The organism is Klebsiella sp. 10-1, assembly GCF_009758445.1.
Taxonomy (GTDB): Bacteria; Pseudomonadota; Gammaproteobacteria; order Enterobacterales; family Enterobacteriaceae; genus Klebsiella; species Klebsiella scottii.
Genome location: NZ_WQRE01000001.1, coordinates 1,577,400 through 1,601,300, shown reverse-complemented (window position 1 = coordinate 1,601,300; position 23,901 = coordinate 1,577,400). Strand labels below are relative to the sequence as shown.

Genomic DNA, 23,901 nt, shown 5'->3' with positions numbered 1-23,901 from the left:
GCGCACGCTCCGGTTTGACGCTAAGCGAGCGCCTGGCGGCGGCCTCAGCGCTGCAGCCGGCGCCGGTCCTCGCTGGGGGTCAAGCCAAAGACCTTTTTATAAAGGGTGGTAAAGTGGTTGCTGTTCGCGAAGCCGCATAAATAGGCCACTTCGGTAATAGTCATATCGGTTTCGCGTAGTTTTACCCTCGCAGAGACCAGACGCAGGCGTTTTATATAATTATCCGGGGTTAAACCGGTCGCCTCTTTAATATGGCGGAAGGCAGTGCGCGTGGTCAGATGAAATTTATCGGCCAGCACCTGCCAGTTATGCTCTTCAAAACAGTGGTCCTGCAGCCAGGTGAGTAATTTATGTAATTTATATTTAGTATTGCTATATTCCGCTTCGCTTTCGGCATGCAATATCGTCGTCGCCAGCTGAAAAAAGGCGGCCTCGCGCAGAGCGCTGTTTTCACTACGCTGAAAATCAGCCGAGAATATCTTCTCAACCAGCCCCTTACAGATATGGCGGGTATCGGGGGCCAGCCAGCCGTAGCAGGAAGCCTGCTGTGCGGAGAATTTGCTTAATAACGCATCGAGATTCTGCAAATAATTAAATTCAACTGAAGGGTTAATCAGCACGTTGATTAACTTGAGCGTCCCGAGCTCGTCATAATAATGAACGTCGCCCGGTTGCACGTAAAAAACGTCCCCCTGCTGAATATAGAGCGGCCGGCCATTAATAACGTGTAAACCATGTCCCTGCTCGACAATGACCAGTTCGGCAAACTCGTGGCTATGTTCATGGCTGTTATCTTCGGGGTCGCTGGCGTACATCGCCAGCTTGTCCTGGGGATGGGCGAAATAATACTCAACGGTCAGTGTCATCATTAGCGAAGTCCAAAACGGCATACGGCGCAGTGGCACGATAATGCATTTTACCGGCGCCCACGAGCCAGATTTATGGAATTGTGATCGCCAACCAGCCCATCCCACCATCAGTGCCATTTCCACCGGTGCGTTGGCATTGCCAGAGTGGTTGGCGTGGGTTACGGCGTCTTATGCTGCGGATAAATAAACGTAGAGGACGCAGTATGTCACAGGCTATTCAGCACAACTCCGGGGTCACGATGACCCGCCACGAGGATTTTTTACGCACCGCCGAGAGCCTCAGGCCGACGCTCAGCAGCCGGACTCACGCACCGGCGGCGGTTATCGCTGCTAGCGCCGATCCGCAGGCCATCTTTGGTTGGCGGGCGCGGCCGGTCAGCACGCCCGAGGCGCTATATCAGCGCGATCTGACCAGCGGCGACAGCTTTATTATTGATTTCGGCAGCCACTACGTCGGCTACCTGCATTTCGCCTGCTCTGGCGTCGGCAGCCCGCCGGATGCCCCGGCCCACCTGCACTTTACCTTCGGTGAAACCCTCAGCGAAGTCTGTGAGCCATTCAGCGAATATCAGGGCTGGCTGAGCAGCAGCTGGCTGCAGCAGCAGGACGTATGGCTCGATGTGCTGCCCGCAGAGGTTAACCTGCCCCGCCGCTACTGTTTTCGCTACCTGAAGGTGGAGGTTAAGGCCGTGTCGCAGAAATTCCGCCTGCGGATTGGGCACATTCGGCTGAATGCCGTTACCTCTGCGAGCGAAACCTGCCTGCCCGGTACCACGGCGGACCCGCAGCTGCAGGCTATCGACCGGGTCTCGGTACTGACCTTGAAAAACTGTATGCAGGAGGTTTTTGAAGACGGACCTAAACGGGACCGCCGCCTGTGGCTTGGCGATTTGCGCCTGCAGGCGCTGGTTAACGACGTCACCTTCACCCGCCACGATCTGGTTCGCCGCTGTCTGTACCTCTTTGCCGGCCATACCCGGGAAGACGGCATGGTCTCCGCCAACGTGTTCGTCCAGCCTGATGTCATCGCCGACGATACTTTTCTCTTTGATTACTCGCTGTTTTTCGTCGATGTTCTCTACAGCTATCTGCAAAGCACCGGCGATAGCGCCACCGCTTTGCAGCTGTGGCCAACGGCGCGCCGCCAGGTTGAGCTGGCGCTGACCCGCTGCGATGAGGCCGGCCTGGTGCGCGATAGCGACGACTGGTGGGTATTTATCGACTGGCAGGAGTCGTTGAATAAACAGGCCGCGGCGCAGGGGGTGCTGATTTACTGTCTGCAGCGCGCGATCTGGCTGGCCGGGCGTTTTGAACCCGAGCTGGCCCCCACGCTCAGCGCGCGCCTGCAGGCGCTAAAAGCAGCGGCCCAGCGCGAGCTTTGGGACCCGGAGCTGGGTTTTTACGTTAGCGGCGCCGGGCGACAGGTTTCCTGGGCCTCGCAGATCTGGCTGGTGCTGGCGGAAACCGGCAGCGCCGGGCAGCGCCGGGAAGTCATGCGTAATTTGCAACAAAATCCCCCGGCTATCGCCATGAATACGCCCTACCTGCGCCACCACTTTGTCGCCGCTCTGCTGCAGTGCGGGCTACGCGATGAGGCCGTCGCGGAGATCAAAGCCTACTGGGGCGCGATGGTCGATTACGGCGCCGATACCTTTTGGGAGATTTTTGACCCGGCGCATCCTGACTTTTCCCCTTATGGCAGCACGCTGATAAACAGTTACTGCCATGCGTGGAGCTGTACCCCGGCCTGGTTTATTCGCCAGTACGGACTTTAACAACAACAATAAGCGAGCATATTTTATGGCAGAAACAACCTTTACCCGGTGGCGGCAGCGCCTTGGCTATGGCATCGCCGACCTCTCCTGCAACCTCGTGTGGCAGCTTATCTCTCTGTATCTGATGTTCTTTTACACCGACGTGATGGGCCTTCCCGCCTACTATGTCGGCCTGATGTTCCTCGTTACCCGCCTGGTGGACGGCGTCGCCGACGTGCTGATGGGGCTGGTGATTGATAACACCACCACCCGCTGGGGGCGCTGCCGTCCGTATCTGCTGCTTGGGGCGGTACCTTTCGGGCTGCTGTGCATTCTGGCCTTCTATGTGCCGGATTTCGGTACTACCGGCAAGCTGCTTTACGCCTTCATCACCTACCTGTGCCTGTCGTTTCTCTATACCCTGGTCAACATCCCGTTCTGCGCGATGCTGCCGTTTCTGACCAGCGATTCGCGTGAACGGACCACCCTCTCGGCGGTGCGAATTCTGCTGGGCTCCCTCGGCGCAACGATTGTCGCCGTTGCGACTCTGCCGCTGGTTGGCGCGCTGGGCAAGGGCAGCCAGGCCCACGGCTTCTTCTACACCGCGGTCATTTTCGGCGTAATTGCGACGTTCTTCCTGCTGGTGAGTTTCCGTAACGTTAAAGAGAACATCAGCATTACCCAGGAGCGAATGACCTTGAAACGCGCCTGGGTCAGCCTGCGCGCCAACCGTCCGTGGTGGGTGTTCGCCAGCAATATCTTCCTGATGTGGGGGGCGTTCTTCTTCCAGACCGGCGCGCTGGTTTACTTCTTCCACTACTACGTTGGCAATAACGATCTGACGGCCATTGTCGCCGGGATCTCCACCTTCGTTCCGCTGCTGGGCACCCTCACCGTGCCGCTACTCGCCAGCCGGATGAAAAAGCGCCACGTCTACCTGATTGCCAGCGCCATTAACCTTGTCGGCATGGGCATGATGATGGCCGCCGGCGTCAATAGCTGGGGGCTGATTGCCGGGGCGATTGTGCTGTCCCTTGGCGCGGGCCAGCGTACCGCCATTTACTTCTCCATGCAGGCAGATCCGGTGGATTACGGCGTGTGGAAAACCGGCATCAACACCGCGGGGATTTTAACCTCAATCAACGGCTTCTTCGGCAAAGTTGCTATGGCCGGCGCGGGCGCGATTACCGGCGTGCTGCTCTCTTCGGGCGGCTATGTCGCCAATCAGGCGCAGAGCGAGAGCGCGATGCTGGCGATTAAAGCCTGCTATCTCTATATTCCGGCGCTGCTGATTGTCGCCTCGATGCTGTGGATCGGCCGCTTCTATCGCCTCGACGATGATTACGAGCAGATCCGCGCCGATCTTGACGCCGGCCGCCGCGCGCCGCCGGAAAGCCCGTCGGCCTGCGGAGAACATCACGCCATGTAAGGCGTCCTCACCTCTTTACCTCTGAAAGAAATAAGGATTCTTATGCGTATCTCTGTGATTAGCGCAGCGGTTTGCTGCGCCCTTTTTTCGGCCTACGGCATCAGTGCAGCGCCGCTGACTATCGAACAACGGCTGGCGCAGCTCGAAGCCCGGCTCAATCATGCGGAGCAGGAAGCGGGTGACGCCAACCGCCGCGCGCAGCTGTCGGAACAGCGAACCACTGCCGCGGAACAGCGCGCGGCGGCGGCGGAGAAACAGGTGCAGGCCCTCAGCCAGCGGACCGCCGCCAGCGAGCAAAAACAGCAGGCCACGAACCAGCATCTCAGCAGCCAGCTGGCGAAAACCTCTCCCGGCGACGGCTTTGAGTTTAACGCCTACGCCCGTTCCGGCATGCTGGTAGATAGCCACGGCAAAGGCGCCCGCGGCGGCCCGGGGATCTCTCCGGCCAGCTCGCTCAACGGCGATGCCCACGTCGGCCGTCTCGGCAACGAGAAGGATAACTACGTGGAGCTCAGCTTTGGCAAGAAAATGACCTTTAGCGACGGTTCGTGGGCGCACTTCAAAACCATGCTCGCCGATGGCGCCACCAACCCGGACCCGTGGGTACAGGATAACGACAGCCACCATCTGAACGTGCGGCAGCTATACGTCGAAATGGGCAACTTTGCCGATTTTTCCGGGCCCTTTAAGCACGCCTCAATCTGGGCGGGCAAGCGTTTCGATCGCGACAATTTCGATATCCACTTTACCGACAGCGACATTATGTTCCTCGGCGGTACCGGCGGCGGCATCAACGACGTCAGCTGGGGCAGCAATCTGCGCGGTGATTATTCGGTCTATGCGCGCAACTTTGGCGATCTGGGTAGCGACAATTATGAAGATAACGATATTCAGAACCTGATGTTCACGGCCAACCACTTCTGGCACAACTGGCAGCTGATGACTACCGCGATGACCGCTCAGGGCAACGATTCGCTGAAGGATAACACCTCCACCACCGGCAGCTACGCTCTGCGTAGCGACAACACGGCGAAGAACGGCTACTACGCGATGCTGGCCTATCGCGATAAGCAGGGGTTTTATGGCCTGGCGCCGGGCGTTTCGGAGAGCGCGCTGCAGTATGGCGGCGGTTTAGGCGCCGAGGCGCGCCAGCCGGGCAGCGACGGGGATTTAACCGAGAACGCCAAATCCCTGCGTTTTGCCTCCTGGGGTATTCTGCCGCTGGGCAAAAACTGGGAGCTGGCCCCGTCAGTTATCGCCCAGCATAGCGAAAGCCGCTATCGCGATGGCGACCGCTACGATTGGGCGACCTTCAACCTGCGGCTTTCTCAAGGCATCACCCGCAATTTCGCGCTCCTGTACGAAGCGTCCTGGCAGTATATGGACCTGAACCCCAACGGGCGAACCTATCGCTACAACGACGATGTCCATCAGTATCAGGCGGTGAGCGGCGATTTTTATAAGCTGACCTTCGCCCCGACGTTTAAGGTGGGCGATGTGTTTGATATTAAAGCGCGGCCGGAGATTCGATTCTTCGTTACGTGGATGAACTGGGATAAGGCGCTGGATCGCTACGCCATTAACGATGATTTCGGCAGCAAAGGCTTTACCGCCGGCGGCAACTGGAACTTCGGCGTGCAAACCGAGATCTGGTTCTAAGGGGGGAGCCCAGGATAAGGCACCGAACCGTTCTTCTGCTGGGGCGACGCCTTGTCCGGGCTACAAAGACCGCCGGCTTTTGTAGCCCGGACGGGCGCAAAGCGCCTCCTCCGGCAGCCCGAAGCCGCTACATGCTATAACCGGGCTTTTTAATCAGCTGCTCCATCTGCGGGGCGATTTCGCTGTCCCACACCTGCTGCCAGTCGCTCGGGTCAACCTGCTTGAGAGCCACGCTCACCGAGCTGTCCTTACTGTTCAGGTGCTGCACCAGTACGGCGGCGATATCGGCGGCCAGCGCCGCTTTTTGCTCATCATTCAGCTCGCGGGGAAAACACTTAATATCAACATGCGGCATAGCGGACTCCTTATTGTCAGAACGATAAAACTACCACAGCCCGGGCGCGTCGGTTTTCATTTTGTGCCTTAAATCAGCTCGTTGCGCCGCAACACCTGTTCCAGCTCAGAACGTCGATATACGGCATCCGCGACGGCGACAAATTTCGGCGTGTGCGCTTCGAACCATTCCCGCCGCGGCCCCCAGCAACACATAACCGCGATATAACAGTCCAGCAGGCCGATCTGCGCGCCCAGCGCATAGGGAGCAGCGGCAAGCTGCTGCTCCAGCCACAGGTAGAGCGACTTGCGATAGTTCACGCAGTTTTCCCGCAGCTGCTGCGGGGCATCCGCCGTCCAGCGCTCGGGGTAATCCGCATAGGTGAAGGTGGGATAGACGTTGGCGACCAGCCAAATCAGCAGGTGCTGGAACCGGTGGCGCTGCGGCGTCCCGGGCTCTGGCGCGAGATCCGGCCGCTGGTCGAGGATCGTTAAGGCCATCGCCGCGGATTCGCTCATCACGCTGCCGTCCGCCAGCTTAAAGGTGGGTACCTGACACAGCGGGTTTATCTGCATCAGGCTGTCGCGCTGGGGTCCGGGTTTATCAAAACCTTCAACGTTAACAAAATGGTACGGGATTTCGGCCAGCGTCAGCATCAGCTCGCTGATTGCCGACCCCCAGCCCGGTACGCCATAGACGGTAATCATGCTCAGCCTCCACGGTAAACGTCTGCGTCGGGTAAAAGCCGGGAAAATAAGCAGGCAGCACGCTATTTAACGGCGTGCTACGCCGACTCTCGCTCCAGCAAATGATAGCCCAGATCCACAATCGCGTTCCCTTCCCCAACGCCTTCAATGCGGTCGGCGAGGAGGGTTGCCGCGCGTTTGCCAATCGCATGGCGATCGACGCTCACGGTCGTAATCGCCGGTCGGTTGCTGGCGGCAAAATCCAGATCGCCAAAGCCCATCACCGCTAAATCCTTCGGCACGCGCAGGCCACGACTTTCGGCCTCCATTATCGCCCCCTGCGCCAGGGTATCGGAACTGCATACGATAATATCGTACTCGCCAGCGCCAAGCAGCTGGGCCAGGCCGCTGCGCCCCAGCGCCAGCGAGGCCGGAAGCGGCACTTCCACCTGAGGCACATCGCGAATACCATTTTTGACCAGCCGGGCGCACAGCCCCTGCTTACGCAGCGCTGCTCGCGCGTCCCCTGCCCATAATAGTCCCGGGCGCCGGTAGCCCTTTTGCAGCAAAAACTCGCCTATCGTCTCGCCAACTTTTTCATGTGAAAAGCCCACCAGCATATCCAGCGGCGTCGGGGTCAGGTCCCAAATTTCCACCACCGGGATCGCGGCGTTGAGGATAGTTTTCTTTAATGCCGGGGCATGCTGAATTCCGGTCAGCACTACGCCATCCGGGCGACGGGAGAGCAAGGTTGCCACCAGCTCCGCTTCGGTTTCCCGACTGTAGCCCGCCACGCACAGCAGCATATGATAGCCGCGCGCCGCAAGGGTATCGCTCAGAGCCTGGATGGTGTCGACAAACATATTGTTGTTGATTTGCGGTACCACCACGGCAATCAGCCGGCTGCGTCGTGAAGCCAGTCCGCCGGCCAGCGCATTGGGAATGTAGCCCGTGGCCTGCACCGCATGTAGCACCTTTTCCACCGTTGCCGGACGCACCAGCTGCGGCGTGTTCAATGCCCGACTGACCGTCATGGATGATAACCCCGCCGTGCGGGCAACATCATCCAGCGTCGGCACGCGCGTCGGTTTTCTGCTTTTCACGACTAAGCCCCTGTGTTGAGTCGTTCCCAGCGAGCATTATTGATGATGGCCCGGCCAATTGCCAGCGCCCGCCCGCGCATCCGCATGAGAATCAATAACCTGAGAGATAAAATGTTATCGCTATCATTGATAATTGTGCTATTTCACAAACTCTTTTGGATCGTGATGTCGCCTCCATAATTTTACCCTTAATAACCTAAAGTTGTGATCATTTGTACAAATTAAAGGCAGTCCTGTGGCATAAAAACCAAAGCTGATTTAAAAATGTTAGCGCAAACATTTTATAACCTATAAGGAACTTGCCATGACCGCCAGCGCCAATTCCAGCTCCGTGACCTACGCCAAAACCACCGGCGTGAAAACCGCCGCCGAAACCGGCGACCGCATTGAGCACGTTAAGCTCTCCCTGGCCTTTCTCCCCCTGGCCACGCCGGTCAGCGATGCCAAAGTCCTCACCGGGCGGCAAAAGCCACTGACCGAAGTCGCGATTATTATCGCTGAAATCCGCTCCCGCGACGGTATCGAAGGGGTAGGCTTTAGCTATTCCAAACGCGCGGGGGGTCAGGGGATCTATGCCCATGCCAAAGAGATTGCCGATAACCTGCTCGGCGAGGACCCGAATGATATCGACAAGATCTACACCAAACTGCTGTGGGCGGGCGCTTCCGTAGGGCGCAGCGGCATGGCGGTACAGGCCATCTCCCCTCTTGATATTGCGCTGTGGGATATGAAAGCCAAACGCGCCGGGCTGCCGCTGGCGAAGCTGCTCGGCTCCCATCGCGATTCGGTACAGTGCTACAACACTTCCGGCGGCTTCCTGCATACGCCGCTGGATCAGGTGCTGAAAAACGTCGCCATCTCGCGGGAAAACGGAATCGGCGGGATCAAGCTGAAGGTGGGCCAACCGAACACCGCCGAGGATATCCGTCGCCTGACGGCGGTGCGTGAAGCGCTGGGCCCGGATTTCCCGCTGATGGTTGACGCCAACCAGCAGTGGGACCGGGAAACCGCCATTCGCATGGGGCGTAAAATGGAACAGTTTAACCTGATCTGGATTGAGGAGCCGCTCGACGCTTACGATATCGAAGGCCACGCGCAGCTGGCCGCCGCGCTGGATACGCCGATTGCTACCGGCGAGATGCTGACCAGCTTCCGTGAACACGAACAGCTTATCCTCGGCAACGCCTGCGACTTCGTGCAGCCGGACGCCCCGCGCGTCGGCGGTATCTCCCCCTTCCTGAAGATTATGGATCTGGCGGCGAAGCATGGCCGCAAGCTGGCCCCGCATTTTGCGATGGAAGTGCATCTGCACCTCGCCGCCGCCTACCCGCTAGAGCCGTGGCTGGAGCACTTCGAGTGGCTGAACCCGCTGTTTAATGAACAGCTTGAGCTGCGCGACGGGCGGATGTGGATTTCTGAACGCCACGGGCTGGGCTTCACCCTGAGTGAACAGGCGCGCCGCTGGACCCAGCACAGCTGCGAGTTTGGCAAACGCCCCTGATGCTTGTGCAGGCTATTTTCCCGGACCGGGAGCGAACGCGCCGGGTCCGGGCTGGCGGATAATCGATTCCTCCACCATCCCGTAGTCCGGTCAGCTCATGACCGGGGATATGTTATTAACGACCGGCGGGAACACCCTTGTCGCCCCTCCCGCCCCTGACTCGCTGTACCCACATACCCAACCCTGCAATGGAGTTGAAAAGTGAATACACCAATAAAACGCAGCAACGTGCGTTACGGCATCTTATTATTTCTTTTTTTGGCTACCGTATTTAATTATGCCGACCGCGCGACGCTATCGGTCGTCGCACCGATTATGAGTAAGGAACTAGGATTCGACCCGGAAGCTATGGGTCTGGCTTTTTCCGTCTTTGGTATTTCTTATGTGATAATGCAAATTCCCGGCGGCTGGCTGCTGGATAAATACGGTTCGCGGCTGGTATATGGCTGCGCGCTGATCGGCTGGTCGGTAGTGACTATGTTCCAGGGGACGATCTTTCTGTTTGCCAGCCCGCTGGTGGTGCTGGTTATTCTGCGTCTGATGATGGGCGCGATAGAAGCCCCGGCCTTCCCCGCCAACAGCCGCCTCAGCGTGCAGTGGTTCCCGAATAAAGAGCGCGGGTTTGTCACCTCGGTATATCAGGCGGCGCAGTATATCTCCCTGGGTATTATCACGCCGCTAATGACCATCATCCTGCATAATTTAAGCTGGCATTATGTCTTCTATTATATTGGCGCCATCGGGGTGGTCCTGGGGATATTTTGGCTGATTAAGGTCAAGGACCCTTTGCATCATCCGAAAATAAACCAGCAGGAGCTTGAATATATTCGCGAGGGCGGCGGCGAACCGGAATTAGGCAGCCAAAAAACGCAGCACAAATTAACCCTCGCGCAGATCAAAAGCGTGTGCGTAAACCGCATGATGATCGGCGTCTATATCGGCCAGTTCTGCGTCACCTCGATTACCTGGTTCTTCCTGACATGGTTCCCGACCTACCTCTACCAGGCGAAGGGGATGTCGATACTGAAAGTCGGTTTTGTCGCCAGTATTCCGGCGATTGCCGGGTTTATCGGCGGCCTGCTCGGAGGGCTGTTTTCCGACTGGCTCCTTAAGCGCGGCTATAGTCTGACCACTGCCCGCAAGATACCGGTGATCTGCGGCATGCTGCTCTCCTGCGTCATCGTTATCGCTAACTATACCGCTTCTGAGGTGGTGGTTATCGCCGCTATGAGCCTGGCCTTCTTTGCAAAAGGCTTTGGCAATCTCGGCTGGTGTATCCTCAGCGATACGTCGCCGAAAGAGATGCTGGGCATCGCCGGCGGGGTCTTCAATATGTGCGGTAATCTCGCAAGCATCATCACCCCGCTGGTCATTGGTATCATTATTGCTAATACCCACTCCTTTGATTACGCCATTCTGTACGTCGGCTCGATGGGCGTACTCGGCCTGCTCTCCTATCTGTTTATTGTCGGGCCGCTGGATCGCATCAATCTGACGCCTCGCGCTGCCTGATTATTGCACCTGGCGAGACTTCGCCCCCGCTGTTTCGCAACACACTCCTGCGAAACAGCGGCTTTTTAGTAGGCGATCCCCGGCGGATTGACCACCGACTGCGTCACCGCCTCCCCCTGTTCTCCCCAGCGCGCCAGCACCTGCTGGTACTCGCCGCGGGCTATCGCCCCGTCGAGCGCCGCCTGCAGCGCGTAAACCAGGCCGCTGCCCTTTTTGGTGGTGGTGGCAACCCAGGCTTTTTTCGGTCCCAGGCCCACGACTTTGGTCGTGCCGGTCAGCGCCGCTTTATAGGCCGCCACCGACTGCGGGCCAAAGAACACATCGGCGCGTCCGGACTGAATATAGAGATTACCGGAGGCGTCATCGGTCAGGTACACCGGCAGCGCCGGCTGGCGCCCCGCCGCTTCGTTCTCGGCGTTCCAGCCCAGCAGAATACGCTCCTGATTGGTGCCGGAACCGACGATCACCTTGCGTCCGGCAAGATCCGCCGCGCCGCTCACCCTGGCTATCGGGCTGGTCGATTTGACGGAAAAGGCCAGCGAATCGACGCGGTAGGTGGCGAAATCGAATTTCTGCTTGCGCTGTTCGGTCACCGCGATATTGACCAGCGCGACGTCATAACGCCCGGAGGTGATGCCCAGCGGCCAGTCCTCCCACGCCGTCGGCACCAGCCGGAGCTTGAGCCCAAGGCTGCCGGCCAGCAGGCGGGCGATATCCGGATCGCTGCCGATACGCGTGCGGTTATCGCTCGCCAGCAGCGCCAGCGGCGGTGAATTCAGCGCCGAGATAGCCACCGTCAGCGTCCCGGGTTCAACGAAGCGATAGTTCGCCGGGATCTGCGCAATCGCCTGCTTGTCCACCGTCACCGGAAGCGGCTGCTCGTTGGCCCGCAGGTCAATTTCCGCCTGCGCCCCCGCCGGGATAATGCCGATCATTAACGCCAAAAGTCCTTTTCTCATGCCGGAAGCACCTTCGATAAAAATTGCCGCGTACGCTGATGCTGCGGATGGTTAAGGACCTCATCGCTGCTGCCCTGTTCAATGATTTTGCCATCGACCATAAAGACCACCTGGTCGGCGACCTCGCGGGCAAAACCAATCTCATGCGTCACCACCACCAGCGTGGTGCCGGAACGCGCCAGCTTCTTGATAACGTCAAGCACTTCGCCCACCAGCTCCGGGTCCAGCGCCGAGGTCGGTTCGTCAAACAGAATAACCCTCGGCTTGAGGGCCAGCGCCCGCGCGATGGCAATGCGCTGCTGCTGACCGCCGGAAAGATGCCGCGACCAGGCGTCGGCTTTGTTGCGCAGCCCCACCACATCGAGCAGATCGTAGGCCTGCTCGATGGCCTCCTTGCGGCTGGCCCGCTTGTGGGCAATCGGCGCCTCAATCAGATTTTCCAGCACCGTCAGGTGTGGGAACAGGTTGAAGTTTTGAAATACGTAGCCGACGTTCACGCGCTGGCGGAGGATCTCTTTTTCCTTCAGTTCGTACAGCCTGTCGCCCTGGCGGCGATAGCCGATATAGTCGCCATCGATTTGGATAAAGCCTTCATCAACCCGCTCCAGATGGTTAATGGCGCGCAGCAGGGTGGATTTTCCCGATCCGGAAGGGCCGAGGATCACCGTTACCGTGCCGGGCGCGATCTCAAGAGAGACATCGTCCAGCGCCTTATGGCGACCAAAATATTTGCTGACGCCGGTAATCGAGATATGGCCGTTATGAGAGTTGGGCATGGACGGGCTCCTGCGGCTGCGATGAACGAGACGGTTCGGCAAGGCGGCTGCGGCGCGGGCTGTTCACCGCCGAGCGGCGCTCGCTGCGCGCCAGAGCGCGTTCGACCAGATATTGGATCAGCGACAGTACGCTGGTGATCGCCAGGTACCACACCGCCCCGACCATCAGCAGGGGGATCACTTCCTGGGTGCGGTTGTAAATCATCTGGATGGTGTAAAACAGCTCCGGCATCGCCAGGACGTAGACCATCGCCGTCCCTTTGGCGAGGCTGATAATTTCATTGAAGCCGGAGGGTAAAATGGTGCGCAGCGCCTGCGGCAGAATAATGCGCAGCGTCCGCCGCCACGCCGGCAGGCCGAGCGCCGCCGCCGCTTCATACTGACCGTGATCGACGCCGAGGAAGCCGCCGCGAATAATTTCAGCGGTGTAGGCGCTCTGCACCAGCGTCAGCCCGACCACCGCCGTGGAAAACTGCCCCAGCACGTTGATGGTTTGATAGCTGCCCCAGCTGATGCCGGTAAACGGAATGCCGAGCGACAGCGTGTCGTACAGATAGGAGAAGTTGTAGAGAATAATCAGGACCACGATCAGCGGCAGCGAGCGGAACAGCCAGATATATCCCCAGGAAAGGCTGCTCAGCAGCCATGAAGAGGAGAGCCGGGCCAGCGCCAGCAGGCCGCCGAAAATCACGCTCAGCACGGTGCCGAGCAGGGTCAGCAGCAGCGTTTGCCCGAGCCCTTCAAGGATCACCGGGTCAAAGAACCAGCGCGCGAAGACCGCCCACTCCCAGCGCGGGTTAAAGGCCACCGACTGCACGACGACGGCCAGTACCAGCAGCGCCAGCACCGCGCCGACGGCGCGCAGCGGATAGCGCGCCGGGATAACTTTTATCGTTTCTGATGTTTTCATCGTTGCTCCTCAGGCGCTCTGGCTTAGCGCGCTGACCGCCAGCGCTTTACTAAACCGCAGCCGTCCGTCATAGGGCGGCTGGCTGTACTCTTCCGGGTTGCGTTCGAGGTCGAACTGCGGCTCATAGCCCTGGCTTAGATAGAGCTTCACCGCCTCCGGCTGGCGAAAGCCGGTGGTCAGGTAGATATGGCTGTAGCCCGCCAGCACCGCCCGGCGCTCCAGCTCCTGCACCACCTTCCCCGCCAGCCCCTGCTGCCGCAGCGCGTGATGGGTCCAGATGCGTTTAATTTCGGCGGTATTGGCGTCCTTCGGCTTATAGGCGCCGGTGGCGATAATCTCCCCCTCGCGCTCGAGCACGATAAACAGCCCCTGCGGCGCCAGATACCATTCGGTTAGCTCAACTTCGGCATCGCGGGAAAAATAGTCGCCGTAGCGCGAAGCGTACTCGGCAAACAGGCCGTCAATGATCGGCTGCAGCTCAAGGGCTTCGGGTGAAACATCGCGGAATACGTCGCTCATACTGACTCCTTTAATCGCCCAGTCCGGCCGGGTTAATCTCTGACTGCGGAATGCTCTCGACGCCTTCCCCCCAGCGGTTAAGCACCCTGGCGTAATCGCCGCTGTGGATGACGCCGTTCAGCGCCGTCTGCACCGGGGTGACCAGGCCGCTGCCCTTTTTCACCGTGACGGCGATATGGGCCGCCTTCGGCCAGCCGCCGTCGACGCTGCCAACCAGTTTGGTTTTTCCGGTTAGCGCCGCTTTCCATGCGCCAATCACGTTGGGGCCAAAGAAGGCGTCGGCGCGGCCGGACTGGATCGCCAGGGTCTGAGCGGCGTCATCTTTGGTATAGACCGGGGTAAAAGGCTTCAGCCCCTTCTTCAGGTTTTCCGCGTTCCACGCCAGCAGAATGGCTTCCTGGTTGGTGCCGGAGCCGACGATAATGCGCAGGCCGGCAATGTCCTCCGCCTGGTCAATTTTACTCAGCGGGCTGCTGCTTTTGACGTAGAAACCCAGCGAATCCTTGCGGTAGGTGGCGAAATCAAACTTCTCTTTGCGCTCTTTGGTCACCGTAATATTGCTGATCGCGGCATCATATTTGCCGGAGACCACGCCGAGAGGCCAGTCTTCCCACGAGGTCGGGATCACGTTCAGCTGCAGGCCGAGGCTATCGGCCACCAGGCGAGCGATATCCACCTCGCTGCCGAGCAGGGTTTTGTTATCGTCAGAGAAGACGGTGAGCGGCGGCGAGTTCAGCGCCGCGACCGCGACGGTGAATTTTCCCGGCACCGCGAGGTGCAGATCCTTCGGTAACAGGGCAATAGCCTGCGGATTTTTTGCCGTATGAACCGGCGCCTTATTGGCTTCGAGGCTCACCCCGGTGCCGTTGATATTGACGTTCTGCGCCCATGACGAGGCGCTTGCGGCCAGCGCCAGCGCAAGGATGAGTGACTTTTTCTGCATAGCGGGTGTTCTCTTATTATTGTTGTTGGAATTGATTGACCGGCTCAGCCAGCCCTAAGCTTGCGCGCAGCGTGGTGCCGGGATACGCCTCGCGGAACAGCCCTCTCTGCTGCAGAACCGGCACGACCTGGTCAACAAAGCGCGGGAAGGCGTCCGGCGTGCCGCCCTGGATAATAAAACCGTCGGCGGCGCGCTGTTCAAACCACTCCTGCAGACCGTCGGCGACCTGCTGCGGCGTTCCGGAAAAGCGCGGACGCGGGCTGGCGGCTTCCAGCGCCACCTGGCGCAGGGTCAGGCCGCGCTCGCGGGCGTTGCGCTTAATCTCATCCGTGGTGCTGCGGAAGCTGTTTTGCCCGAGATCGCCAATATCCGGGAACGGCTCATCAAGCGGATACTGCGCAAAGTCGTGATGCTCGAAATAGCGTCCGAGGTAGTTAAGGGCATCCTCGATCGACACCAGCGCGGCGGTGGCCTGATACTGCTGCTCCACGTCTTCGGCGCTATCACCCACGATGACGCTGACGCCCTGGAAAATATGCAGCAAATCGTCCTGCCGACCGTACGCCGCGAGCTGGCCTTTAACATCGCGATAAAACGCCTGCGCCTCCTCAAGAGATTCCTGATGGGTAAAAATGGCGTCGGCATGGCTCGCCGCCAGCTTTTTACCATCATCAGAGGCGCCCGCCTGAAATATAATGGGGCGCCCCTGCGGGGTCCGGGCAATATTCAGCGGACCGGCAACCTTAAAAAAGTCGCCATGATGATCGAGGGTATGCAGTTTATTTTTATCAAAGAACTGGCCGCTGGCCTTATTGCGTACGAAGGCGTCCTCTTCCCATGAATCCCACAGGCCTTTGACCACCTTTAAATATTCATCCGCGATGCGATAGCGCAGCGCATGGTCGGGGTGCTGAGCGCGGGAGAAGTTTTTTGCCGAGCCCTCCAGCGGCGAGGTGACGACGTTCCAGCCGGCCCGGCCCTGGCTGAGATGATCGAGGCTGGCGAACTGGCGCGCGGTGGTAAAAGGCTCGCTGTAGGAGGTTGAGAGCGTGCCAACCAGGCCCAGGTTGCGGGTCACCGCCGCCAGCGTTGAGAGCACCGTCAGCGGCTCAAAGCGGTTTAAAAAATGCGGGATTGATTTTTCATTAATATACAGGCCATCGGCGACAAATATAAAGTCGAGCTTACCCTCTTCCGCTTTTAACGCCGTTTGTTTAACAAATTCAAAATTAATACTGGCATCCGCCTGCGCTAGCGGGTGACGCCAGGCGGACATATTCCCCGAGGCGCCGTGTAATATCGTGCCAAGCCGCAGCTGTCGTTTTTCAGACATAGTTCACCCTTCCCTTGCCGATAATTAAAATTTAAATTTGTTGTAAAGCTCGTTCCGCCAGGGTCGCAAAATAGCGCGCCGCCGGGGCGATTAAATTCTCATCCGGATTAAAGCCGGGATGGTGGAGACCGAATTCGCTGGCGCTGCCAATGCTGACAAACGCGCCGGGAATATGCTGCAGGTAGACGGCAAAATCTTCGCCGCCCATATGCAGGTCCGCGTGATGAGTACGATAGCCGACGTGGTCGGCAACGTCGCTGGCAAACGCCGCCCAGCGCTCATCGTTGACCAATGCCGTCGGCCCGGAGTACCAGAAAACGTCGATCTGCACGCCGAAGGCGCTGGCAAAACCGGCGGCGATTTCGCTCACCCGCGCCTTCACCCGCTGCTGCACTTCGCTGCGGTGGGTGCGCAATGTTCCCTCCAGCTCCACGCTCTCCGGCAGAACGTTCCAGGTGTTGCCGCCCTGGATGCGCGTCACGCTCAGCACCACCGAATCGAGGGTGTTAACCTCCCGGCTGGCGACGCTCTGCAGCAGGGTGACCAGCTGGCTGGCGAGCAGAATGGCGTCTTTGCCTTCGTGGGGCCGAGCGGCGTGCGCGCCTTTGCCGGTGACCTTAAAGACGAAGCGATCGACGTTGGCATAAAAGGCGCCGCCGCGGGTCGCGAATTCCCCCACCGGCAGCCCCGGTTCATTATGCATCCCGAAAATGGCCGTCACCCCTTCCAGAGCGCCGGCGCGGATCAGCGTTTTGGCGCCGCCAAAATTCTCTTCCGCCGGCTGGAACAGGATCCGCACCCGACCCGGCAGCTGCGCTTCGCGATCTTTGAGCAGCAGCGCTGCGCCCAGCATCACGCTGGTGTGGATGTCGTGGCCGCAGGCGTGCATCACGCCTTCGTTTTGCGAGCGATAGGACAGCCCGGTCGCTTCTTCAATCGGCAGCGCATCAATATCCGCCCGCAGGGCAACCACTTTCTCGCCGCTGCCGACCTCCACAACCAGGCCGGTTTTCAGATCGTAGGGCAGCGGACGCAGGCCGCCGCTTTGCAGCCAGTCGCGGATACGCGCGGTGGTGGCCACCTCCTGCAGGGAGAGCTCCGGGTACTGGTGCAGCTCGCGCCGCCAGCGGATCAGCTGTTCAGCAAAGCTCATAGCAGCACCTCCGCACCCTGATGGGCCTGAGCCAGCAGGCGCAATGAATTCAGCCGGGCCTCTCCCTCGGCGACCGGGGTGTCGATAATAAATTCGTCGATTCCCCACTCCGCGTGCAGCTCGTCCAGCTGCGCTTTTACCTCATCAGCGGTACCGGCCAGCAGCGACGATTCGCGGCGGGCGATACGCGTCGGCGCGCTGCCCGCCTGGCGGGCAAAGGCGATGCCCTGGGCCTCGCTGCCGACGGTCACCCGCTGGCCGTTTTCCAGCTCGACGCCCCAGATCTCAACCTGTTTCGCCAGTTCGCTCGCCGCTGCGCTATCCTCGGCGACGATCGCCTGGACGGCGATAATGGCATCCCGGCGGCTCAGCGCCCGCCAGCGGGTCAGCACCTCGCGAAGCAGCGCTTTATCGCCGTTAAGGTGGGCGGCAAAAACAAAGTTCCAGTCCAGCTGGGCGGCGAGCCGGGCGCTCTCAAGGCTGGCGCCGAGCAGGAAACCGTCCGCCCGCCGCGGCGGGATCGGCGTTGCCCGCACGCTCTCTTCTCCTTCAGCATCGGTAAGCGACAGCCAGTTATCAAGCTGCGCCAGCTGGTCGGCAAAGGTGCCTTTATCTTCCTGATTCAGCCCCTGCTGCAGCGCGCGGGTAGAGAGCGGCAGGCCGCCGGGAGCTTTCCCGACGCCAAGATCCACCCGGCCCGGCGCAATAGAGGCCAGCAGGTTGAAGTTTTCTGCAACTTTATAGGGGCTGTAGTGCTGGAGCATCACCCCGCCGGACCCGACGCGAATCTGCCGGGTCTGGCCGAGGATCCAGGCGATTGCCAGCTCCGGCGACGGGCTGGCTAATTGATCGGTATTATGGTGTTCGGCGATCCAGAATCGATGATATCCCCAGGCCTCCGCCTGTTGCGCAAGGGTTAAAGTTCGGTTCAGGGCCTGAGCGGCCGTTTCCCCAGCCGCAAGCGGACTTTTATCCAGAATACTGATTCGATAAGACATTTCGCAGACTCGTATTAACTAACATGTCTGCATTATTAGAATCTGGGGCGGCGGCTGAGAAACAATTTATTTACATGTACTCTGCCGGAAAATAGATATACAGGCTTAATGCTGAGCAGGCTGCGTGGTCAGCCGGCGGATAAAATCCTCCGTCTGCCGCGGGTTGCGCAGGCGCACAAAGCGAATGTGCCGATACGCCGGGTCGCTCATATCAGACTGATAACGCTGGCGATTTTGTTTCCAGGTTTTGATGGTCCACCAGATAATGGATTCGCGGCTAAAAAAGGAGCGACGGAAGCTCTCACGGTTGCCGGTCCCCGGCCACAGCTCCTGATGGCGGCTGGCGCGGAAGACCGCCCGGCAGACGGCTTGCCTCAGCGTCCGGCAGAAACCGTAGTCCAGCCAGACCACCAGATCGACCTCGCGCCACTTGACCGGGCGACTGCGGTTGTAATTGCCGTCCAGCACCCAGCCGGGGGCGTCGGTGGCGGCGGCGATCTTTACGAAGAACTCATCGTCCGGCGTTCCCTGCCACTGCGCCAGCCAGTAGAGCCGGTCCATTTCGATACAGGGAAGCGCCAGCTGGCGGGCAAGCCGCCGGGCGAGGGTCGATTTGCCGACGCCGCTGGTCCCTACTACGTTGATTTTCATCGTCTGCGCTCAGCCATGTCTTGGTGTGGGGCTGAGAATAATAGCCGACAAACGGCCGCGCCGGGTGAGGAAAATAGCGGCGCGGCGCATGAGCTGAACGGCGATAAGTGCCGTTTTAGCAACCCTGATACTGCTCGTCGCTGACGTGCTCCTGCCAGGTGACCGCGCTGCCGTTTTCCGCTTCGGCGATAGCAATATGCACCAGCGCGTTAGTGCTGCTGGCGCCGTGCCAGTGCTTCACACCCGGCGGGATCCACGCGATATCCCCCGGGTTCAGCGCCTGCGGCTCTTTACCCCACTCCTGCAGCCAGCCGCGTCCCTGGACAACGATCAGCGTCTGACCCAACGGATGCGTATGCCAGGCGGTGCGCGCGCCGGGCTCGAAGGTCACCGTCGCGCCGCCCACTTTCGCCGGCTCGGTGGCCTGAAAAGGCGCGTCGATGCGCACGTCGCCGGTAAACCAGTCCGCGGGGCCTTTTCTTGATGGCTGTGAACCGCTGTGGCTAATATTCATGCTGCTCTCCTCTTATGTGTTGCACTAAAGATAGCGCAAGCGCGGGGCCGCGATTAGACTGCAAAATAAGAAAGGAACCATGAGCCAAATTCATTAATCCGGAAAAACGATGCTTAAAGACAATATTAACGACCTGCTGTCGTTTATGGTGGTGGCCCGCGAGCGCAGCTTTACCCGCGCCGCCGCCCAGCTTGGCGTTTCTCAGTCGGCGTTGAGCCACGCCATGCGTAATCTGGAGGCCCGGCTCGACGTTCGCCTGCTGACCCGCACCACCCGCAGCGTCGCGCCTACCGAGGCGGGAGAGAGGCTGCTTCAGCGCCTCGGCCCGCATCTGCAGGAAATTGAGCAGGAGCTCAGCGCGCTGCGCGACACCCGCGAGCATCCGGCCGGCAATATCCGCCTGACCGCGGGCGAGCACGCGGTCAGCGCCGTGCTCTGGCCGACGTTGAAACCCTTTATGCGGCAATATCCCGACATTAATATCGAAATTACCGTTGATAATGGCCTGACTGATATCGTCGATGGACGCTTTGATGCCGGGATCCGTCTCGGCGAACAGGTGGCCAAGGATATGATTGCGGTACGGATCGCCCCCGATATGCGCATGGCCGTCGTCGGTTCGGCGGACTACCTCGCGCGCTTCGGCACGCCGCAAACCCCCTATGAGCTCGAACGGCACCGCTGCATTAATATGCGTTTACCGACCCTCGGCGGCATTTATGCCTGGGAGTTTGAGCAGGAGGGGCGAGAAGTGCGGGTACGCGTTGACGGACAAATCACTCTTAACAGCCTGCCTCAGCGCATAGATGCCGCCGAATCCGGCCTCGGGCTGGCCTATGTCCCGGAGGATTCCGTCGCCGAGGCGATCGCCGACGGACGGCTGATAAGGCTTCTTGAGGCGTGGACCCCCTCCTTCACCGGCTACCATCTTTATTACCCCAGCCGTCGCCAGCACCCCGCCGCCTTTTCTCTGCTCGTGGACGCGCTGCGGCGTTGAACCCATTGATATATAAGCAAGTGCGGTGCAAACATGTTTTACGTGCGTCACTATCACGTTGCGTGTAGGATGCTGCGCCATGCTCTGCTTATCTCCTACGTCAGAATGATGAGAAAGCCAGCATAACGTGCTGCCAATCGGCGGTGCGAGGAACCACTCATGGACATTGACAGGAAAATGGGTACATCAATGAATACAAAACACAACGCCGCGGCCGAACATCAGGCCGCAAAACGTCACTGGCTCAACTCGCAGGAATCGGGTTATCACAAGGCAATGGGCAACCGTCAGGTCCAGATGATCGCCATCGGCGGCGCGATTGGTACCGGTCTGTTCCTCGGCGCCGGCGCGCGCCTGCAGATGGCGGGACCCGCGCTGGCCCTGGTTTACCTGGTCTGCGGCCTGTTCTCGTTCTTTATCCTCCGCGCGCTGGGCGAACTGGTGCTGCACCGGCCCTCCAGCGGCAGCTTTGTCTCCTACGCGCGCGAATTCCTCGGTGAAAAAGCGGCCTACGTTGCCGGCTGGATGTACTTTATCAACTGGGCGATGACCGGCATTGTCGACATCACCGCCGTGGCGCTGTATATGCACTACTGGGGCGCATTCGGCGACGTTCCGCAGTGGGTGTTCGCCCTCGGCGCGCTGGCGATCGTCGGCACCATGAATATGATCGGCGTGAAGTGGTTTGCCGAAATGGAGTTCTGGTTTGCCTTAGTCAAAGTGCTGGCGATTGTGGCATTCCTCGTGGTCGGGACCATTTTTCTCGGCAGCGGAAAACCGCTGGACGGCAACGCCACCGGCTTCCACCTGATTACCGATAACGGCGGCCTGTTCCCGCACGGCCTGATGCCGGCGCTGGTGCTGGTGCAGGGGGTGGTGTTCGCCTTCGCCTCCATCGAACTGGTCGGCACCGCCGCAGGGGAGTGTAAAGAGCCGCAGACTATGGTGCCGCGCGCAATCAACAGCGTGATCTGGCGTATCGGCCTGTTCTACGTCGGCTCCGTGCTGCTGCTGGTGCTGCTGCTGCCGTGGAATGCCTATCAGGCGGGGCAAAGCCCGTTCGTCACCTTCTTCTCCAAACTCGGCGTGCCGTACATTGGCAGCGTGATGAATATCGTGGTCTTAACCGCGGCGCTCTCCAGCCTGAACTCGGGCCTCTACTGCACCGGGCGCATTCTGCGTTCGATGTCGATGGGCGGTTCCGCACCGCAGTTTATGTCGAAGATGAGCCGCCATCAGGTGCCTTACGCCGGGATTCTGGCGACGCTGGCGGTATACGTCATCGGCGTATTCCTCAACTATCTGGTGCCGTCGCAGGTCTTTGAGATCGTCCTCAACGTGGCTTCGCTGGGGATTATTGCGTCGTGGGGCTTTATCGTGGTTTGCCAGATGCGGCTGCGTAAAGCGATTAAGGAAGGAAGAGCTGCGGACGTAAGCTTCAAAATGCCGGGCGCGCCGTTTACCTCCTGGCTGACCCTGCTGTTCCTGCTCAGCGTGCTGGTGCTGATGGCCTTCGATTATCCGAACGGCACCTACACCATCGGTTCAATTCCGCTGATTGCGGTGCTGCTGGTCGCCGGCTGGTTTGGCGTTCGCCGTCGCGTTGAGGCGATTCATCGCACCGCGCCGGGTGCTCAGACGGCGCAAAAATAGGGCTACTGCGGTTTGGCCGAAGCCGGTCAAACCGCATTTTTCAACTACCGGCCCGATCTTAGTTATCTTTAACCAGCTGCGAAACGTCGCTGCTGTTAATTTGACGCTGGTTGCCCGATTCGTCGGTGTAGCTGGTCATGCCGGTGTCTTTATCCAGCTGTGGCTTGCCGTGGGTCACAATGGTCTGCCCACTTTTCGTTGTCATCACATAGTTTGACGTACAGCCCGCCAGTAAAGCCAGCATCGCGCCGGCGCACAGAACCATAAATGGCTTATTCATATCGTCTCCAGAATGATTACCCATCTCCCGCAGCAGGCGGGAAAGCGCTGATTGTAAAGCCATTAGGTTAATACGGCTAACAGGTGTTTGTAACAGAGGGTGATTCAGGCGAGCAGGAGGGGTCTCCCCCTCCTGTAAATCTTTACAGCGCGATGCGGATAACGTCATCCGGCTGAGTGGCTTCTTTCTGACGGGTTGATTCCTGCTTCACGCTGACGTACAGCGTTTTACCGTCGGCGGAGAGCGCCAGGCTGTTAGGATAGGTTGGCGTTTTGATAGTTTTAACAACCTTATAGGTTTTGCCATCGATCACGCTGACTTCACCGGCCTTACGATGCGTCACGTAGGCTTCATTACGCGTTGGGTTGAACAGCACCGCCAGCGATTCCGGGGCGGCGATTTTCTGCAGCACTTTGCCGTCGCGCAGATCGACCACCAGCACTTCCGGCTGTTTGCTGTCGGTGATGAAGGCGCGATGGCCTGCGGTATCGAGGCTCAGGTTCAGATAGAAGTGCTCTTTACCGTCATCCTGCAGCTTTTTACGGCTCAGAATCTTGTTGCTGTCGCTGTCGATAGTCAGCAGTTCTCCATCGGCGTTGGTGGTGTAGATGCGCTTCGCGTCAGCATCAACCGCCAGCCCGGTCGCCATCGCGCCGGTATTGGCAATGGTATCTTTCAGGGTCAGCTTGTCGCCATCAACCACCCAGATAACGCTCTCTTTACCCAGGCCGGTAATATAAACGGTGTTGGTCTTCTCATTCACCGCCAGCTCGCGCGGCGCCAGCGGACGCACGGTTTCGCTGCGCTTGCGGTCGTCAAGCACCAGACGGCCTTTCACGGCGCCGGTTTTGGCGTCAATCGCGGTGACGGTGCTGTCGGTGGTGTTGCCAAACCACAGCGTCTGGGTAGCGTTGTTGATCGTCGCGCCGAACGGCTTGAGGTCGTTATGGATAACCTGAGTCACCTCCAGCGTCGTCGGGTCGAGGCGATAGACGATCCCGCCTTTATCCAGCGAACGACTTTGCGAAGTCGCGACCCATAGCGCATTTTCCTGCTGGCTATAAGCCATCTCGTATGCGCCCTTTCCAACCGCCTTGCGCAGCATTTCTTCTGCCGCGTGAGCGCTGAAGCTCCCCGCCAGCAGCAGTGAAGTTAACAACAGTGAACGGCGCAGACGCGGCGTGGACAGATGACGTAATGACATGACGACTCCCTTTGATAAAACAAATATGTGCCTGCTCGACAGTGCTTCCGTGGCGTAAAGTCATGGCTTTACGCTATTTTATAAATGCGAATAGTAATCATTATTTAACGCAAAGTGGAGCGTTAATTGCGCTCGCGGGCGAAAAAAATAGCCAATAGTTGCCA

21 protein-coding genes and 1 pseudogene are annotated in these 23,901 nt (G+C 59.2%); 7 read left to right on the top strand and 15 right to left on the bottom strand.

Annotation, left to right across the window (positions count from 1 at the left end; all coding sequences use genetic code 11):
- Nucleotides 1–44: 44 nt before the first annotated feature.
- Nucleotides 45–869 carry a helix-turn-helix domain-containing protein gene (locus tag GO007_RS07600; protein WP_095098138.1) on the bottom strand — a complete coding sequence of 275 codons (825 nt, stop codon included), beginning with the start codon at nucleotides 867–869 and terminating at the stop codon, nucleotides 45–47.
- A gap of 203 nt (nucleotides 870–1,072) precedes the next feature.
- Here GO007_RS07600 and GO007_RS07595 point away from each other — a divergent pair, with 203 nt between their 5' ends.
- From GO007_RS07595 to GO007_RS07585, 3 genes are read left to right on the top strand one after another with little or no spacing between them, the layout of a single operon-like run.
- Nucleotides 1,073–2,644 (top strand): alpha-L-rhamnosidase-related protein, encoded by a 1,572-nt coding sequence (locus tag GO007_RS07595; protein WP_095097634.1) that lies wholly within the window; start codon nucleotides 1,073–1,075, stop codon nucleotides 2,642–2,644.
- Nucleotides 2,645–2,669: 25 nt separating this feature from the next.
- The gene (locus tag GO007_RS07590) at nucleotides 2,670–4,052 is read left to right on the top strand and encodes an MFS transporter (RefSeq protein ID WP_095097631.1); all 1,383 of its coding nucleotides are present in this window, start codon (nucleotides 2,670–2,672) and stop codon (nucleotides 4,050–4,052) included.
- 42 nt (nucleotides 4,053–4,094) lie between these two features.
- The gene (locus GO007_RS07585; protein ID WP_095097628.1) at nucleotides 4,095–5,711 is read left to right on the top strand and encodes a carbohydrate porin; all 1,617 of its coding nucleotides are present in this window, start codon (nucleotides 4,095–4,097) and stop codon (nucleotides 5,709–5,711) included.
- 127 nt (nucleotides 5,712–5,838) lie between these two features.
- Here the strand turns inward: GO007_RS07585 and pptA are convergent, their stop codons facing one another.
- The 3 genes from pptA to GO007_RS07570 form a co-directional block, all read right to left on the bottom strand.
- The gene (pptA, locus tag GO007_RS07580; protein WP_095097625.1) at nucleotides 5,839–6,066 is read right to left on the bottom strand and encodes a tautomerase PptA; all 228 of its coding nucleotides are present in this window, start codon (nucleotides 6,064–6,066) and stop codon (nucleotides 5,839–5,841) included.
- 68 nt (nucleotides 6,067–6,134) lie between these two features.
- Nucleotides 6,135–6,752: a glutathione S-transferase family protein gene (locus tag GO007_RS07575; RefSeq protein ID WP_095097622.1), complete on the bottom strand. Its 618-nt coding sequence runs from the start codon at nucleotides 6,750–6,752 to the stop codon at nucleotides 6,135–6,137.
- Between the two features lie 77 nt (nucleotides 6,753–6,829).
- Nucleotides 6,830–7,834, bottom strand: a complete 1,005-nt coding sequence (locus tag GO007_RS07570) for a LacI family DNA-binding transcriptional regulator (RefSeq protein WP_095097619.1) — start codon at nucleotides 7,832–7,834, stop codon at nucleotides 6,830–6,832.
- Between the two features lie 304 nt (nucleotides 7,835–8,138).
- Here GO007_RS07570 and GO007_RS07565 point away from each other — a divergent pair, with 304 nt between their 5' ends.
- Together GO007_RS07565 and GO007_RS07560 are read left to right on the top strand one after the other, a co-directional pair.
- Entirely contained in the window at nucleotides 8,139–9,335 is a 1,197-nt protein-coding gene (locus GO007_RS07565; RefSeq protein ID WP_095097616.1) for an L-talarate/galactarate dehydratase, read from the top strand.
- A 201-nt stretch (nucleotides 9,336–9,536) separates the two neighbouring features.
- A complete protein-coding gene (locus GO007_RS07560) occupies nucleotides 9,537–10,847 on the top strand; it encodes an MFS transporter (RefSeq protein WP_095097613.1) in 1,311 nt (436 codons plus the stop codon).
- A 65-nt stretch (nucleotides 10,848–10,912) separates the two neighbouring features.
- On the opposite strand, the gene GO007_RS07555 is transcribed toward GO007_RS07560, so the two are convergent.
- From GO007_RS07555 to GO007_RS07510, 9 genes and pseudogenes are all read right to left on the bottom strand, one after another.
- Nucleotides 10,913–11,782: a transporter substrate-binding domain-containing protein gene (locus GO007_RS07555; protein ID WP_095097610.1), complete on the bottom strand. Its 870-nt coding sequence runs from the start codon at nucleotides 11,780–11,782 to the stop codon at nucleotides 10,913–10,915.
- 20 nt (nucleotides 11,783–11,802) lie between these two features.
- Nucleotides 11,803–12,582: an amino acid ABC transporter ATP-binding protein gene (locus GO007_RS07550; RefSeq protein ID WP_095097607.1), complete on the bottom strand. Its 780-nt coding sequence runs from the start codon at nucleotides 12,580–12,582 to the stop codon at nucleotides 11,803–11,805.
- On the bottom strand, nucleotides 12,566–13,492 hold the full coding sequence (locus GO007_RS07545; RefSeq protein ID WP_095097604.1) for an amino acid ABC transporter permease: 927 nt from the start codon (nucleotides 13,490–13,492) through the stop codon (nucleotides 12,566–12,568). Before GO007_RS07545 ends, GO007_RS07550 begins: the two co-directional genes overlap by 17 nt.
- 9 nt (nucleotides 13,493–13,501) lie before the next feature.
- The gene (locus GO007_RS07540) at nucleotides 13,502–14,011 is read right to left on the bottom strand and encodes a GNAT family N-acetyltransferase (protein ID WP_095097601.1); all 510 of its coding nucleotides are present in this window, start codon (nucleotides 14,009–14,011) and stop codon (nucleotides 13,502–13,504) included.
- Between the two features lie 10 nt (nucleotides 14,012–14,021).
- Nucleotides 14,022–16,287: pseudogene (locus tag GO007_RS29090) on the bottom strand (NtaA/DmoA family FMN-dependent monooxygenase).
- 31 nt (nucleotides 16,288–16,318) lie between these two features.
- Nucleotides 16,319–17,440, bottom strand: a complete 1,122-nt coding sequence (locus tag GO007_RS07525) for a M20 peptidase aminoacylase family protein (RefSeq protein WP_095097593.1) — start codon at nucleotides 17,438–17,440, stop codon at nucleotides 16,319–16,321.
- A complete protein-coding gene (locus GO007_RS07520; protein ID WP_095097590.1) occupies nucleotides 17,437–18,438 on the bottom strand; it encodes an LLM class flavin-dependent oxidoreductase in 1,002 nt (333 codons plus the stop codon). Before GO007_RS07520 ends, GO007_RS07525 begins: the two co-directional genes overlap by 4 nt.
- Before the next feature lie 105 nt (nucleotides 18,439–18,543).
- On the bottom strand, nucleotides 18,544–19,089 hold the full coding sequence (locus GO007_RS07515) for a P-loop NTPase family protein (protein WP_095097587.1): 546 nt from the start codon (nucleotides 19,087–19,089) through the stop codon (nucleotides 18,544–18,546).
- A gap of 115 nt (nucleotides 19,090–19,204) precedes the next feature.
- Complete coding sequence (locus tag GO007_RS07510; protein WP_095097585.1) at nucleotides 19,205–19,603, bottom strand: (R)-mandelonitrile lyase; 399 nt, start codon at nucleotides 19,601–19,603, stop codon at nucleotides 19,205–19,207.
- Between the two features lie 109 nt (nucleotides 19,604–19,712).
- Here GO007_RS07510 and GO007_RS07505 point away from each other — a divergent pair, with 109 nt between their 5' ends.
- Nucleotides 19,713–20,600, top strand: a complete 888-nt coding sequence (locus GO007_RS07505) for a LysR family transcriptional regulator (RefSeq protein ID WP_095097582.1) — start codon at nucleotides 19,713–19,715, stop codon at nucleotides 20,598–20,600.
- 189 nt (nucleotides 20,601–20,789) lie between these two features.
- Complete coding sequence (gene ansP, locus GO007_RS07500) at nucleotides 20,790–22,253, top strand: L-asparagine permease (protein ID WP_095097579.1); 1,464 nt, start codon at nucleotides 20,790–20,792, stop codon at nucleotides 22,251–22,253.
- Nucleotides 22,254–22,311: 58 nt separating this feature from the next.
- On the opposite strand, the gene GO007_RS07495 is transcribed toward ansP, so the two are convergent.
- Complete coding sequence (locus tag GO007_RS07495; RefSeq protein ID WP_041145366.1) at nucleotides 22,312–22,533, bottom strand: YgdI/YgdR family lipoprotein; 222 nt, start codon at nucleotides 22,531–22,533, stop codon at nucleotides 22,312–22,314.
- Between the two features lie 142 nt (nucleotides 22,534–22,675).
- Nucleotides 22,676–23,737, bottom strand: coding sequence for a 7-bladed beta-propeller protein YncE (yncE, locus tag GO007_RS07490; RefSeq protein ID WP_095097576.1), 1,062 nt, complete (start codon nucleotides 23,735–23,737; stop codon nucleotides 22,676–22,678).
- Between the last annotated feature and the right edge of the window lie 164 nt (nucleotides 23,738–23,901).